This window comes from Stenotrophomonas maltophilia group sp. Smal12 (assembly GCF_037079935.1).
GTDB lineage: Bacteria > Pseudomonadota > Gammaproteobacteria > Xanthomonadales > Xanthomonadaceae > Stenotrophomonas > Stenotrophomonas sepilia.
The window spans coordinates 21,016-36,454 of the sequence record NZ_JBAWUK010000046.1; the positions used below are offsets into that span (position 1 = coordinate 21,016).

A 15,439-nucleotide genomic window follows, 5' to 3' on the forward strand; every position below is an offset into this window, starting at 1 on the left:
GATTGGGCTATTGTGGCTGCATGGCCGCTGCTGCGTATATGCCCCAGGTGAAAGGATTCCCCGAAACATTGGCCGAACAGGTGCTGGACGACGCACTGGGCAGTGGCGCAGCGGTTCCAGTATTGGCGATCAGCGGCCTGCAGGGGAGCGGCAAATCGACGCTGGCCGCGCAGGTCGTGGCCCGCGCCCAGGCGCGCGGCCTGAACGCGGCCACGCTGTCGATCGATGATGTCTACCTGACCCGCGCACAGCGCCAACGGCTTGCCCGCCAGGTGCATCCACTGCTGATCACCCGGGGTCCGCCGGGCACCCATGACCTGCCGCTGGCCCACGCAGTGCTGGATGCGGTGGCCGCACGCCAGCCCTTCGCGATGCCGCGTTTCGACAAGCTGGCCGACGAACGGCTGCCAGAAGCGCAATGGCCGCGCCTGCAACATCCGCTGGACCTGCTGGTGTTCGAAGGCTGGTTCCTGGGCACGCCCGCGCAGGATGACATCGCGCTGGACAGCCCGTTGAACGCGCTGGAGCGCGAGGCCGACGCCGATGGCCGCTGGCGGCGCTGGTGCAACCAGGCGCTGGCCCACGACTACACGGCGCTGTGGCAGCGCTGCGACCGGCTATGGTTCCTTCAGCCGCCGGATTTCTCGGTGGTACCGCGCTGGCGCTGGCAGCAGGAACAGAGCCTGCAGGCCGCGCAGCCGGGCCGGCACGGCATGAGCCGGCCACAGCTGGAGCGCTTCGTGCAGTACTACGAGCGGGTCAGTCGGCAGGCACTGCACACCCTGCCCGCCATCGCCGACCACGTGGTGGTACTGGATGGCCAGCGCCAGGTGCAGGACGTGCGCTGAGCGCGCCTATTCCACCAGGAAGGTCACCCGCAGGTTGACCCGCCACTCGGTGATCTCGCCGCTGCCATTGGTGACCACCTTGGTCTCGTTCACCCAGGCGCCCTGGATGCCCTTGACCGTCTCGGAGACCTTCTTCAGCCCGCTGCGCACGGCGTCCTCCACGCTTTTCGGCGAGGAGGCGGTGATTTCGATGACCTTGGCGACCGTCATGGCCTGTACTCCGGCTGGCGCGGGAGACCCCGCAGGAACACCTACCCTGACGTGAAGGACGTAAAGGCCAGGGCACGGAGGTGTTAGCATCACAGGGCATGAATCCTGCTCCGAACCTGATCCTGATCGGCCCGATGGGCGCCGGCAAAACCTGCATCGGCCGCCGCCTGGCCGAGCGCTTCACGCTGGACTTCGTGGACGTCGACCAGGCCATCGTCGATGCCGCCGGCGCCAGCATCCCGACCATTTTCGAGCACACCGGCGAAGCCGGCTTCCGCAGCCATGAGCGGCAGGCCCTGGCCCGCGTGCTGGAAGGCCGCGGCCAATTGGTCTCCACCGGCGGCGGCGCGGTGCTGGACCCCGGCAACCGCGCATTGATTGCCCGGCGCGGCTTCGTGGTCTACCTGCGGGTCGGCGTGGCCGCGCAGCTGGAGCGCCTGGCCCGCGACAAGGGCAGGCCGCTGCTGCAGCGCCCGGACCGCGAGCAGGTACTGCATGATCTGGCCGCACAGCGCGACCCGCTGTACCGAGAACTGGCCGACCTCACCCTCGATACCGACCCGTATACCGCTGCCGACGCGACTGCCCAACTGGTAGTCAAGCTGGCCACGCAATGGCAGCGCCAGGACATGACCGCATGACTTCCCCCGCCCTGCTGCAGGTCGCCGTTGGCGGCGATCGCCCCTACTCCATTACCGTCGGCGCCGGTGCCCTGGCCGATGGCGCTGCACTGGTTTCACACGTGCGCGGCCGCCATGTGCTGCTGCTCAGCGACAGCGAAGTCGCCCCGCGCTATCTGGCGCCGGTGAAGCAGACGCTGCTCGCCGCACGCCCCGACCTGATCGTCGGCGAGCACATGCTGGCCGCCGGCGAAGCGTCCAAGACCCTGGCCGAATTCGGCCGTGCCATCGAAGCGCTGGCCGCGCTCGGCGCCACCCGCGACGCCTGCGTGTTCGCCCTCGGCGGCGGCGTGGTCGGTGATCTCGCCGGTTTTGCCGCCGCCTGCTGGATGCGCGGCGTGGACTGCGTGCAGCTGCCGACCACCCTGTTGGCGATGGTCGATTCGTCGGTGGGCGGCAAGACCGCGGTCGACATCCCTGCCGGCAAGAACCTGGTCGGCGCGTTCCATCCACCGCGTGCGGTGATCGCTGATACCCGCGTGCTGGCTACCCTGCCGCCGCGCGAACTGCGCGCGGGCCTGGCCGAAGTGGTGAAGTACGGCGCGCTGGGCGATGCGGTGTTCTTCGAATGGCTGCAGCAGCATGCCGATGCGCTGCTGGCCGGCGAGGATGCCACGCTGGCCGAAGCCATCGCGCGCAGCTGCCGGCACAAGGCCGCCATCGTCGAGCGCGATCCGTTCGAGAAGGGCGAGCGTGCCCTGCTCAATCTCGGCCACACCTTCGGCCATGCCATCGAGACCGAGCAGGGCTACTCGGCTCCGGGCCGCGATGCGCTGAACCATGGCGAAGCCGTGGCGGTCGGTATGGTGCTGGCGGCAAAGCTGTCCACCGACCTGGGCCTGGCCGACGACGCCGACCGCGCTCGCCTGCAGGCACTGTTGGAACGCCTCGGCCTGCCGGTGGCGATCCCGGCCGGGCTGGACCCGCAGGCCCTGCTCGGCCGCATGCGCCTGGACAAGAAGAATGTGGCCGGCCGCCTGCGCCTGGTGCTGTGGCGCGGCATGGGCCGCGCCGAAGTGGTGCCGGACGTGGATGAGGCGGCGGTGCTGAAGGTGCTGTCAGCCAGGTAGAGCCGGCCGCTGGCCGGCTTGTCCACGCATGAAGTTGCCGGCCAGCGGCCGGCACTGCCACGTTGCGGCAGGGGTCACCCCTGCCCCGCTACAATCGGCGCCATGCACGTCTACCTGCAACATCCCGACGCCGGTGCGCAGGCACCGCGTTTCCTGCGCCTGAGCCTGCAGCCGGACCTGTTCGGCGGTTGGGAGCTGCTGCGCGAGAGCGGCCGCGTCGGCAGCCGCTCGCAGCTGCGGCGCGAGCTGTTCCTGCAGGCCGACGACGCCCGCCACGCCTTCGAGAAGGCCCGCGATGCCGAACTGCATCGCGGCTTCCAGATCCTTTCGCACGGCGACTGACGCCGCTGCTCCTCCCGTCCAAGGAATGCCCATCGTGACCAGCCCTCTCCGCAACGATCGCCTGCTGCGCGCCCTGCGCCGCGAACCGGTGGACTGCACCCCCGTCTGGCTGATGCGCCAGGCCGGCCGCTACCTGCCGGAATACCGAGCGACCCGGACCAAGGCCGGTAGCTTCCTGGCCATGGCCAAGACCCCGGAGATCGCCTGCGAAGTCACCCTGCAGCCGCTGCGCCGCTTCCCGCTGGACGCAGCCATCCTGTTCTCGGACATCCTCACCATTCCCGATGCGATGGGCCTGGAGCTGTACTTCGTCGAAGGCGAAGGCCCGAAGTTCCGCCACCCGGTACGTGATGAAGCGGCCATCGCCAAGCTGGCGGTGCCGGACATGGAGCAGGACCTGGGCTACGTGATGGATGCGGTACGCCTGATCCGCCGCGAGCTGGACGGCCAGGTGCCGCTGATCGGCTTCTCCGGCAGCCCCTGGACGCTGGCCTGCTACATGGTGGAAGGCGGCGGCAGCAAGGATTTCGCACGCATCAAGGCGATGGCGCTGAACCATCCGCAGGCGCTGCACCGCCTGCTGGAGGTCACCACCGAAGCGGTGATCGCCTACCTCGGTGCGCAACGCGCGGCCGGTGCGCAGGCGCTGCAGGTGTTCGACACCTGGGGTGGCGTGCTGTCCCCGGCGATGTACCGCGAGTTCTCGCTGCGTTACCTGCAGCGGATTGCACAGGGCCTGGATCGCGGCGAAGGCAGCGAGCGCACGCCGCTGATCCTGTTCGGCAAGGGTACCGGCCTGCACCTGGAAGCACTGTCGCAGACCGGCGCCGATGCACTTGGCCTGGACTGGACGCTGGACCTGGACGAAGCAATGCGCCGCACCGGTGGTCGCGTCGCCCTGCAGGGCAACCTCGACCCGACCACGCTGTACGCCTCGCCGGATGCGATCGCCACGGCCGCAGCGCGCGTGCTCGACACCTATGCCGCCGGCAACGGCGGCTCGCGCGAAGGCCATGTGTTCAACCTCGGCCACGGCATGTCGCCGGACATGGACCCGGCGCACGTGCAGGTCCTGGTCGACGCGGTGCACGCGCACAGCCAACGCTGAGCATTCCGCATGCCATCACGGCGCGATGTTGATCGCGCCGTGACCCGCAGTGCGCGATCATGGCCGCCCCCACGTTGCACCGGCCGCACCCCATGTCCACATCGCCATCGACCTACAACCGCCAGCGTCCCCTGCTGTGGCTGGTGTCCCTGGCGATTTTCATGCAGATGCTGGACTCGACCATCGTCAACACGGCGTTGCCGGCGATGGCGGCCAGCCTGGGCGAGAGCCCGCTGCAGATGCAGTCGGTGGTGTTCAGCTATGCGCTGGCGGTCGCCACGTTCATTCCCGCCTCGGGCTGGATCGCCGACCGCTATGGCACCCGGCGCACCTTCCTGGTGGCGATCATTCTGTTCACCCTCGGCTCGCTGGCCTGCGCGTTGGCCCAGCACCTGCACCAGCTGGTTGGCGCGCGCGTGCTGCAGGGCATCGGCGGTGCGATGCTGCTGCCGGTCGGCCGGCTGGCGGTGATGCGCTCGGTGCCGCGCGAGGATTTCCTGCGCGCGATGAGCTTCATCGCCATCCCCGCGCTGGTCGGCCCGCTGATCGGCCCGACGCTGGGCGGCTGGCTGGTCGAGATCGCCTCATGGCACTGGGTGTTCCTGATCAACCTGCCGATCGGCGTGATCGGTTTCATCGCCGCGATGAAGATCATGCCCGACCACTACGCCAGCCATCGCACCCGTTTCGACCTGCGCGGCTACATCATGCTGGCCTTTGCGATGGTGGTGCTGTCGCTGGCATTGGACGGCATCTCCGGACTCGGCACCCCGCACGCGCTGGTGATGCTGATGACGGTCGCGGGCCTGGCTGCGCTGGTGGGCTACTGGCTGCATGCCGCCAATTCCACCGCGCCCTTGTTCTCGCTGGCCCTGTTCCGCGTACCCAGCTACCGCATCGGAATCCTCGGCAACCTGTTCTCGCGCATCGGCAGCAGCGCCATGCCGATGCTGATCCCGCTGCTGCTGCAGGTCGGCCTCGGTCTAGGCCCGATGAACGCCGGCCTGATGATGGTACCGGTGGCGGCCGCCGGCATGGTCTCAAAGAAACTGGCAGTGAAGCTGGTCGAACGTTACGGCTACCGCCGCGTGCTGATGACCAACACCGTGCTGGTGGGGCTGGCAATGGCCAGCTTCATCCTGATGACACCCGGCCAGCACCTGGCCTGGCGCCTGGTGCAGCTTGCATTCTTCGGCGCGGTCAATTCGCTGCAGTTCACCGTGATGAACACCGTGACGCTGCGCGACCTTGACCGCGAATTCGCCAGTTCCGGCAACAGCCTGCTGTCGATGGTGATGATGCTGGCCGCCGGTTTCGGCGCCGCGGCGGCCGGCAGCCTGCTGGCCGCGTTCGGCAATCACCTGGACAGCAACAGCGCGACCGCCGCGCTGCATGCCACATTCCTGTGCGTGGGCGCCATCACCCTGACCTCGACGATGATCTTCTGGCAGCTGCCTGACACCAAGCCCGAACCGCGGCAGGTCGAGCACGTCGCGGAGTGAGGGTGGTTCGGCAGGGCCTGCGGCCCTGCACCCGCGGTAGTGCCGGCTGCTGGCCGGCAACAGCAACAGCCAAAGCGGCATTCCGTGGGTTGGCGGGGCGGTGTCGCAGTGCGGGGACGCCGCAAGTACGTCCCTGTAGGCTTGGCAGCCGCATCCATGCGGCTGACACCCCGCACTGCGACACCGCCCCACCTCTGACGGATTCCGGCGGCTCTTGGTAGGTGTCGACCTTGGTCGACACATCTGTCAGATATCGAAATCGATCTGGGGTCAGATCCGTTTTCCTACGGGAAACGGATCTGACCCCACGCCATTTCAACAGCTCGCAGAATTCTGTCGAAGGCGGGGTGGGTCCACAGGCCCTGCAGAACCTACCTACCCGTGACCCTGGCGATCGCTTCCACCAACAGCTCACCAGTCACCGGCTTGCGCAGGAAGCCGCCGATGCCGGCTGCTTCCACCTGCTGCTGCAGGTCCGGATCGGTGCGTGCGGTCACCGCCAGCAACGGCAGCATGTAGCCCTGGTTGCGCAGGTGCTGGGCCAGTTCGAAACCGCTCAGGCCCGGCAGGTCCAAATCCAGCAGGCCGACATCGAAATCGCCGGCACTGACCTCGCGCAGCGCCGCCAGCGCATGGCCGGCATGCACCACCTCGTGGCCGCGTGCGCTCAACAGGCCACGCACCACGTCGGCCACGGTGGCATCGTCCTCGACCAGCAGCACCCGCAGCGGCGGCATGTTCGCCGCTTCGTCGCGGTTCGCCTCGGCCGATGCCTCGACATCGCTGTTCACCACCAGCGGCAACGGCAAGGTCACGCCGAAACAGGTGCCCCGGCCCAGCTGGCTCTCCACCTGGATCCGCCCCTGCATCGCATGCGCCAGCTCGCGGCAGATCGCCAGGCCGAGGCCACTGCCACCGTACTGCGCGGCGGTACGGGCACCATCGGCCTGCTCGAAGCGACGGAACAGGCGCTGCTGCTGTTCCTGGCTGATGCCCGGGCCGTTATCGCGCACCTCGAAGTGCAGCGCGCGCAGCTCGCCATCGCAACGTGCGTGCAGGGTGATAGTGCCGCGGCTGGTGAATTTCACTGCGTTCGACAGCAGGTTGAGCAGGATCTGCCGCACGCGCATGGCATCACCGGTCGCCTGCAGGCCCGGCGGCAGCTGATTGTCGAGGACGAAGCGCAGGCCCTTCTGTGCAGCCAGCGGGCCCATCAGCGCCGCCAGATCCTGCAACAGGCCATTCAACGCAAACGACTGCGACTGCAGTTCCAGGCGCCCGGACTCGATCCGCGCCAGGTCCAGCGCATCGTTGACCAGGTGCAGCAGGTGCTCGCCCGCATGCCGGATCGACTGCGTGTAGCCACGCTGCTGCGGGTCCAGTGGCGAGGCCAGCAGCAGCTCGCTCATGCCCAGCACGCCGGTCATCGGCGTGCGGATCTCATGGCCAAGGTTGGCCAGGAAGCGGGTCTTGGCCGCCGAGGCCTGCTCGGCAAGCTCCTGCTTGTGCAGCGCCAGCTGGTAGGCATGGCGCCGCTGCAGGCGGCGTCGGTACAACCAGGCGAACCAGCTGGTCAGCAGCAACCCGACCGACGCCAGCACCAGCAGGCCGGACAGGCTGCGCCACCACGGCGGCTGCACGCGGAATTCCAGGCTCTGCACCCGCGACCACACATGGTCGGCCGAGCGTGCCTGCACTTCCAGCCGGTAGCTGCCCGGCGCCAGGCGCGAGAACAGGCGCTCGCCGGCCGGGCCGACTTCGACCCAATCGGGGTCGTAGCCGGCCAGGCGGTAGCGGTACGTATTGGACGCCGAGTCGGCGAAGGACAGCAATCGCGCGACGATGCGCAGGTCGCGGTCGCCATCGGCGATCTGCAACGGCGCATCGTGGGTCATGTCCAGCACCTGCTCGTTGCGGCGCACTTCCACCCGCTCGATCACCAGCGGGGCGCGACGGACCGAAGGCCGTACCTGCTCCGGGTCGAACACCACCGCGCCCGCTGCCGTTCCGGCCACCAGGTGGCCATCGGCCGCTGCGATCAAGGTGTGCTCGCGGAATTCCTGGCTGGGCAGCCCATCATGCACGCCGTACAGGCGCACGCTCTGCCCATCGGCACTGACGCGTACCAGGCCGCGTGCGCTGGTCGCCCAGGCCACGCCCTGCGCATCCACCACCAGACCAGAGGCGGAGATCGCCGGATAGCCCTGTTCGGCACCGACCACCGCCTGCCGTTCCAGCCTCCCCTGGCTCCAGCGGTAACGGGACAGGCGACCATCCTCGGACAACCAGACCTGGCCGTCACGGCCCACATGCAATGCATGGATCGCCGTTGCCGGCGCACCCGGCACCGGCTGGAAGCGCTCGCTTTCCGGCAGCCACTGCAGCAGGCCACGGCTGCTGGCCAGCCAGATGTGGTCCTGCGGCCCGCATTCCACATCAAGGTTGAGCTGGCCCTGCTGCAGGCCGCGCTGGCCATTGTCCAGCTGGCGCCGCACGTGGCCGTCGAGGTCGCGCTGCTGCAGGCCCGCGGGCAGCATCAACCAGAGGCTGTCGCCGTCGCAGGTCATCATCGCTTCGACGACCCCTTCCATCGCCGCATCTGCACCGGCATCACGGCCCCAACGACGCAGTTCGCGCCGTTGCGGGTCGTAGCGCACCAGCGCATCGGTTGATCCAATCCAGACCTGCCCACGCCGGTCCTCACGCACCGAGGTCAACCAGTGCATGCCGTTGACCCAGGTGCGATGCTGCTCGATCCTGCCGGTCTTCGGATCGAAGCGGTCCAGCGCGCCATGGCTGCCCACCGTCCAGACGCCGCCGTTGCTGGAGGGGCTGGTACCCAGCACGAGCGCATTGCGCAGCGAGCTGGGGTCGTCCTCCAGGCGCGACAGCACCGAGAACTGCCACCAGCGTGGCAGCAGGTGCCACAGCCCGGCATTGGTGCTGGCCAACCAGATGCCACCTTCGCGGTCCTCGTAGGCACCGGTCCAGTTCGGCCGTACCGGACCGCGCGCGATCACGCTGTACAGCGGCACGGTCTGGTACTGGCCATCGACCGCACGCCCCAGCCCGGTGCGTGTATCCAGCCAGTGCCCGCCCTGCTCGTCGCGCAGCATCATGCCCAGCACCTGCTCGCCCGGCGGCAGCTTCCACGGGGGGGCTTCGAAGCGGCCATCCGGGCGGCGCACGGTGGCGCCGGCCATCGTGCTGATCCACAGGCTGCCATCCGGTTCGGCGGTCAGCCCGTTGATCAGCAGGCTGGGGATGATGTCCGTACCGACACGCTCGAAGTCGGTCCCGGTCCAGCGCGCCACGCCATGCTTGGTGCCGATCCACAGGCTGCCATCGGCCAGCGTGGCCAGGTAGGGCACCGACGACGAAGGCAGGCTGCGCGGATTGTTCGGCTCGGGCAGGAAGCGCTGCAGGCGATCCTGGCTGTCCAGGCGGTACAGGCCGCCTTCGTGGGTACCGAACCAGATCGAGCCATCAGGCGTGCTGGCCAGGCTCCAGACCGTGTTGGTACCCATCAACGGCTGGCTGCTGCGGTCGTAGAAGTGCAGCTGGCGGCGGTCGGCCGACATGCGCACCAGGCCGGCGTTCTCGGTGCCTATCCACAACTGGTTGCGGGCATCGACCAGCACCGTCCAGATGCGGTTGTCACGCAGTCCATCCTCGGAACGCCACACGCGGTAGGTGCGGCCGTCATAGCGGGCCAGGCCATCGTTGGTGGCGATCCACAGGTAGCCGTAACGGTCCTCGGCCATGCGGTTGACGGTATTGGACGGCAGGCCATCGAACACCGTCACCTGCCGCGGGCTCGGAGGCACCGGCTGTGCCGCAGCGGGCAACGCGCAGCACAGGAGGACCAGCAGCAGCATCGCCGCCCGCAGATACACCACCGATTGCCTCCTCACGCTGGTCCTGATGATTCCCGCGCTGCGGGCGTCGGCATGGTAAACCGAAAGTCACGCCGTTCACGCCCGGCGTCGGCGTCGTCACGCAGTCGCCTGTCGTTTCGCACGTGCCTGGGCGATGGCCGTCACCAGCAGGTCGCCGGTCACCGGCTTGCGCAGGAAGCCATCGAAGCCTGCGGCCAGCACCTGGGTTTCGGCATAGGCATCGGAACGGGCGGTCACCGCCACCAGCGGCAGTTCATAGCCCATGGTGCGCAGCTGGCGGGCGATGGCCGTACCATCCAGCGCGGGCAGATCGAGATCGAGCAGGCCGACGTCGAAACCATCGGTGGCGATCTCCGACAGCGCGCCCAGGCCATGCAGCACGTGGACCACCTCATGCCCGCGCACGCGCAGCAGGCCGGCGATGACCTCGGCCACCGTGGCATCGTCCTCGACCAGCAGGATGCGCAGCGGCGGCAGTTCCGGCAGGGCCGCCACGTCGCCCGCACTGTTGGCGGCCTGGCGCGTCCAGGGCAGGGGCAGGCGCACGCGGAACCGCGCGCCCTTGCCAGGCTGGCTGTCCACTTCGATGCGCCCCCCCATCGCCACCGCCAGTTCCTGGCAGATCGCCAACCCCAGGCCACTGCCGCCGTAGCGCGACGCGGTACGCGGGCCGTCGGCCTGTTCGAAACGATGGAACAGGCGCTGCTGCTGCTCGGCGTTGATGCCCGGGCCGCTGTCATGGACTTCGAAACACAGGCCGCCCTTTTCTTCCAGGCGTACGGCCAGGCCGACGTGGCCGCGCTCGGTGAATTTGATCGCGTTGCCGAGCAGGTTCAGCAGGATCTGGCGCACGCGCATCTCGTCGCCACTGACACTGATCGGCCCGGGCGGGTCTTCGCCGCGCTGGAACACCAGCTGGCGTTGCTGCGCCATCGGCTGCATCAGGCCCTGCACCTGGTCCAGCAGCTCCCCCAGATCGAACGGGCGCAGGTCCAGCTCCAGCCGCCCGGCTTCGATCCGGGCCAGGTCCAGGGCATCGTTGACCAGCCGCAGCAGATGGCTGCCGGCCTGCTGGATGGACCCGGCGTAGCCGCGCTGCACCGGATCCAGCGGGGTCGCCAGCAGCAGTTCGCTCATGCCCAGCACGCCGGTCATCGGCGTGCGGACTTCGTGGCCCAGCGTGGCCAGGAAACGGCTCTTGGCCTGCGAGGCCTGCTCGGCCAGCTGCTGCTTGTGCACCGTCAGCTGCCATTGCTGGCGGCGGCGCAACCGCGCGCGGATCGACCAGACCAGAACCACCAGCAGCAACGACCCCAGCAGGATGTAGCCGAATATCGCCATGCCGCTGCGCCACCACGGCGGCAGCACCTTCACCTGCAACTGCTGCGAAGGCGTCCACGTGCCCCGGGCAGTCGCAGCCTGCACCTCGATGACATAGCGGCCGGTCGGCAGCCGCGACAGGGTGCGCTGGCCATCGCCCCCCTGCTCCACCCAGTCCTGGTCGTAACCCTGCACGCGGAAGCGGTACCGGTTGCCCTGCGGGCTGGCATAGGACAGCAGCCGCGCATCGATCTGCAGATCGCGGTCGTCCGGTCCCAGCAGCAGGGTGCCAGTAAGCGGCAACGGTTGCCAGCCGCGTGCGTCGTCGCGCCGCACACGCACTTCGGCGATCACCAGCGATGAAGGCGGCAGCACGGTGTCGTCGGCATTCACATCAAAGGCGACCAGGCCGGTCTGGGTAACCGCCAACACGCGGCCATCGGCATTCACCGCAGGTGGCCGACCGGTGAACTCGGCATCGGACAGGCCATCGCGTTCGTTGAACTGTTGCAGGCGCCGCGTCTTCGGGTCCCACCGCAGCAGGCCGCGCGGCGTCGTGGCCCAGAGCTGGCCATTGTCGGCCAGCGCCAGCCCCCCCATGGTCACCGGCGGCACGCCCGCACTGCCGTCGATGCGCTGGATCAGGCGCAGGCTCATGCCATCCCACTGGTAGCGCTCGAAGGCGCCTTGGCGCGCCAGCCACAACTGCTGCGGATCGATCCATACCAGATCGTAGATCGGGCCGCGCGACACGCCGGGCACTGCCTCGAAGCGTCCGGCCTGCTCACGCCAGATGCCCATGTCGCCCATCACCCAGGGCCGGCCTTGGGCGTCGAAGCGAATCTGCTCGATCGGCGCATCGGCCGTCCCGCGGAAATGTTCCAGCGGATGACTGTGCAGCAGCCGGCCCTCTGCATCGCGCTGCTGCAGGTCCAGGCCCATCACCGACACCCACACCGTGCCATCAGGGGCCTGCCGCATCAGGTCGATGCGCTGGCGCAGGTCGGCACTGCCATCGATCCGCAGGTCACGCAATGCGCCGGTGGCCGGATCGTAGACGGTGATGCGGCCGCCGCGTCCCAGCCACAGGCGACCATCCGGGCGCGGCAGCACCGACCACACCACGCCGTTGCCGAGCTGCCGGTCGCTGGCCAGCAGACGCAGGGTGCCCTGCGCATCGAGCTGGTACACCCCTCGCGCCGAGCCGACGTAGTAGTTCTTCCCATCGCTGGCCGCGCTCAACAGGTACTGGCTGTCCAGGGGCTTGCCGTCGAGCTGGTTCCAGATCGAGAAGCGCCGCCAGTCCGGTGGCAGATAGGCCAGGCCCTGGGTCAGCAACGCCACCCACAGTCCGCCCTCGTGGTCCTGCAGCAGGTCAAGCACACCGCTGTGCGCGGTCAGGAAGCCGCTGCCGCGGTCCCCCTCCAGGCGGCGCAACGCCGCCGCATCCCCTCGCAACAGGCCATCGGAGGTACCCGCCCAGTAGCCCCCCTGGCGATCGGCCAGGACCAGGGCCGACCGCAGCTGGGCACTGTCGGCCCATCGCGGGCGACTGACCCGGTCCTGCCCAACGATGCGGTAGAGGCCATCGTTCTGGCTGCCTACCCAGATCGAACCGTCTGCATCACGGCTCAACCGGAGCACGCTCAGCCTACCCAGTTCCCGCGCGGCCACCGGCTCGAAGCCGCTGCCGTTCCAACGCGCCACACCGGCTTCGGTGCCGACCCACAGGCGGCCCCGCGCGTCGACCAGGCTGGTGAAGATGCTGTTGCTGGGCAGGCCACCCGGGTGCGCCGGATCATGGGTGTAGAGGCGCACGCTGCCGTCTTCGCCGAAACGGCAGACGCCATGGTTGTTGGTCCCGATCCACAAGGCGTCGTCGACATAGGCCAGTGCCCAGAACTGCCCCTGGCAGGTGGAATTGACCGTATCGAAGGTCTGGAAGCGTTCGCGGTCGGCATCCAGGCGTGCCACGCCCTTGCCATTGATGCCCACCCAGACCCGGTCCAGCGGGTCGATCAGCAGGGTCTCGATCTCGTTGCCTGGCAACGAGCCCGGCTGTTCCGGGTCGTGCTCCCAGACCCGCAGGCTGTTGCCGTCATAGCGGGCGAGTCCACCATCGGTGGCGGCCCATACGTGGCCCTGGCGATCCTCGGCCAGCGCCACCACCATGCGAGACGGCAAGCCTTCGGCGGCACCGAAGCGGCGCAGGCGTGGTGTTTCTGCCATGTGCAGGGTCGCAGCCGCCGTGGCCATCGCCACCAGCAGCAGTCCCATACCTGCGATGCCACGGCACCACAGGCGCCAGCCGCTCGTCATCCTGAACCCCCTGTCCTGCGCCGATTGTCACACAGGGCCGGGGTCATGGCTGCAACAGCCTGTTTCCAGCGGCGGCACCACCACGAACTGTTGCACCCATGCACGCAACGTTGGCAGGGGGCTGTGCGTATGATCGCAGCGTCCCCTTCCGGAGCCCGCCATCGATGCGTCCCTGTCTGGCCCTGCTGCCGATGCTGCTCGCCACCGCCCCTGCCTGGGCGGCCGCTGACACCTATCGCCTCGATCCGGTGCACACGCGGGTGCTGTTCTCGATCGACCACGCAGGCTACTCGCAGGCCATGGGCACGGTATCGGGCAGCGAGGGGCGCGTGCGGTTCGATCCCGACAACTGGCGCGACGCCACCGTGGAAGTGGATGTCCCGGTGTCGCGACTGGACCTTGGTGATGCCAAGTGGAACCAGGCCACGTTGGCCCGCAGCCTGCTCGACGGCGAGCGTTTCCCGACCGCGCGATTCGTCTCCACCAAGGTCGAGCCGATCGATGCCAGGCGCGCGCACGTGTCCGGCACGCTGACCCTGCGCGGGGTCAGCCAGGAAGTCACGCTGGATGTGACCCTCAACGCCATCAAGCGCTACCCGCTTCCCCCGTTCCGACGCACCGCCGGTTTTTCCGCCAGCACCACGCTGAGCCGGCGCGCGTTCGGCATCACCGCCTGGCCGGGCGTCATCGGTGATGCAGTACAACTGAGGATCGAGGCTGAAGCCACCCTCGACCGCAGCGACGCCCCGGGAACTCCCGCTCCCGTTCCGCACTCCGATCCCAAGACGGCCCCCTAGAGGACCCCTCATGACCGCCAAGAACACCCCCGCCGCCTGGGGGAGTGTCAGCCAGATCCTGCATTGGTTGATCGCACTGCTGATCCTCGCCCTGGGCGTGGTCGGCCTGACCATGGGTGAACTGCCCAAGACCCCGAAGTACTTCTGGGTCTACACCGCGCACAAGTCGATCGGCATCACCGTGCTGGCGCTGGTGCTGTTCCGCCTGGGCTGGCGCCTGTACGCCGGTGCACCGAAGCCGGTGCCGGGCGTGCCCAGCTGGCAGGAGCGCATCGCCGGCGCCACCCACGTGCTGCTGTACGTGCTGATGTTCGCCATCCCGCTGTCGGGCTGGCTGTACGACTCGGCCAGCGGCCTGCGCCCGTTCCGCTGGTTCGGCCTGGTCGACGTGCCCAAGCTGAGCGGACCCGACCCGCAGGTTGTCGCGGTATCGCATGCCATCCACGAATACGGCTTCTGGCTGTTGATCGCGGTGGTGCTGGCCCATGCCGGCGCTGCCTTCTACCACCACCTGTCCCAACGCGATGCAACGCTGTCCCGCATGTTGCCGCGCGGCTGGCTCGCCTCCCCTCAGAAGGACCGACCGATGAACCTGAAACTGACCACTCCGGCCGCCGTGGCCGCCGCCCTGGCCGGCATGCTGGCCACCGCTCCGGCACTCGCTGCCGATTACGCGCAGGCTCCCGGCGCCGGTTCGATCCTGGTGTTCGCCACCAAGTACGACGGCGAAGTGTTCACCGGCAGCTTCCCGGGCTTCGCCACCAAGCTCAGCTTCGACCCGGCCAACCCGGCCGCCGGTTCGCTGGACGTGGTGATCCCGCTGGCCGGTGCCAAGAGCGGCAACAGCGACCGCGATTCGACCCTGCAGGGTGCCGACTTCTTCAATGTTGGCAAGTTCGCCACCGCACGCTACACCGCCAAGGGCTTCCGCGCGGTGGGCAACAACCAGTTCGCCGCCGATGGCACACTGGAGCTGCGCGGCGTCAGCAAGCCGGTCACCCTCACCTTCACCTGGAAGCCGGGCACCCAGCCGGTGCTGACCGGCAAGGCCACGGTCAAGCGCCTGGACTTCGGTGTCGGCGGCGGTGACTGGGCCGACACCAAGACCATCCCGGACGAAACCGCGATCAGCACGATCGTGAAGTTCGACGCGAAATAAACCGCATCGGGTAGTGGCGGCCGCGGGCTGGGCTCACCCGGCACACACGGGTTGGCGGGCACCGGGCGGGCCAACCCATACAACGCCCCCCACCCCCCCACCCTGGGGGGGGCGCACCGGCAGTGCATCTCGCGGGTGCCGCGCGCGTATACCACGACACGGACCCCCCGTGCATATTGCGGTTT

Annotated in this window: 11 protein-coding genes and 1 pseudogene; 9 read left to right on the top strand and 3 right to left on the bottom strand. The window is 68.6% G+C overall.

All coding sequences use genetic code 11. The features are described from left to right. Positions 1–20: 20 nt before the first annotated feature. On the top strand, positions 21–848 hold the full coding sequence (locus tag WDC87_RS17355; RefSeq protein ID WP_252744345.1) for a kinase: 828 nt from the start codon (positions 21–23) through the stop codon (positions 846–848). Positions 849–854: 6 nt separating this feature from the next. Here WDC87_RS17355 and WDC87_RS17360 read toward each other — a convergent pair whose 3' ends face one another. Further along, positions 855–1,058: a dodecin family protein gene (locus WDC87_RS17360; RefSeq protein WP_005410663.1), complete on the bottom strand. Its 204-nt coding sequence runs from the start codon at positions 1,056–1,058 to the stop codon at positions 855–857. Between the two features lie 98 nt (positions 1,059–1,156). Here WDC87_RS17360 and WDC87_RS17365 point away from each other — a divergent pair, with 98 nt between their 5' ends. From WDC87_RS17365 to mdtD, 5 genes are all read left to right on the top strand, one after another. Continuing rightward, positions 1,157–1,699, top strand: coding sequence for a shikimate kinase (locus WDC87_RS17365; protein WP_061478864.1), 543 nt, complete (start codon positions 1,157–1,159; stop codon positions 1,697–1,699). Then, positions 1,696–2,808, top strand: a complete 1,113-nt coding sequence (gene aroB, locus WDC87_RS17370; RefSeq protein WP_188240737.1) for a 3-dehydroquinate synthase — start codon at positions 1,696–1,698, stop codon at positions 2,806–2,808. The genes WDC87_RS17365 and aroB overlap by 4 nt, the downstream gene beginning before the upstream one ends. 102 nt (positions 2,809–2,910) lie before the next feature. Beyond that, complete coding sequence (locus tag WDC87_RS17375) at positions 2,911–3,150, top strand: WGR domain-containing protein (RefSeq protein ID WP_053498927.1); 240 nt, start codon at positions 2,911–2,913, stop codon at positions 3,148–3,150. 25 nt (positions 3,151–3,175) lie between these two features. Further along, complete coding sequence (gene hemE, locus WDC87_RS17380; RefSeq protein WP_061478866.1) at positions 3,176–4,258, top strand: uroporphyrinogen decarboxylase; 1,083 nt, start codon at positions 3,176–3,178, stop codon at positions 4,256–4,258. A gap of 92 nt (positions 4,259–4,350) precedes the next feature. Continuing rightward, positions 4,351–5,760 (top strand): multidrug transporter subunit MdtD, encoded by a 1,410-nt coding sequence (gene mdtD, locus WDC87_RS17385; RefSeq protein ID WP_005418383.1) that lies wholly within the window; start codon positions 4,351–4,353, stop codon positions 5,758–5,760. A gap of 371 nt (positions 5,761–6,131) precedes the next feature. Here the strand turns inward: mdtD and WDC87_RS17390 are convergent, their stop codons facing one another. Further along, complete coding sequence (locus tag WDC87_RS17390; protein ID WP_252744511.1) at positions 6,132–9,659, bottom strand: hybrid sensor histidine kinase/response regulator; 3,528 nt, start codon at positions 9,657–9,659, stop codon at positions 6,132–6,134. 96 nt (positions 9,660–9,755) lie between these two features. Continuing rightward, complete coding sequence (locus WDC87_RS17395) at positions 9,756–13,298, bottom strand: ATP-binding protein (protein ID WP_252744512.1); 3,543 nt, start codon at positions 13,296–13,298, stop codon at positions 9,756–9,758. Positions 13,299–13,462: 164 nt separating this feature from the next. Here WDC87_RS17395 and WDC87_RS17400 point away from each other — a divergent pair, with 164 nt between their 5' ends. From WDC87_RS17400 to WDC87_RS17410, 3 genes and pseudogenes are all read left to right on the top strand, one after another. After that, positions 13,463–14,095: a YceI family protein gene (locus tag WDC87_RS17400; RefSeq protein WP_088496806.1), complete on the top strand. Its 633-nt coding sequence runs from the start codon at positions 13,463–13,465 to the stop codon at positions 14,093–14,095. A 10-nt stretch (positions 14,096–14,105) separates the two neighbouring features. Continuing rightward, a pseudogene (locus WDC87_RS17405) lies at positions 14,106–14,660 on the top strand (cytochrome b); the annotation flags it as partial. Positions 14,661–14,681: 21 nt separating this feature from the next. Continuing rightward, on the top strand, positions 14,682–15,254 hold the full coding sequence (locus tag WDC87_RS17410) for a YceI family protein (RefSeq protein WP_072168571.1): 573 nt from the start codon (positions 14,682–14,684) through the stop codon (positions 15,252–15,254). The last annotated feature ends 185 nt before the right edge of the window (positions 15,255–15,439 follow it).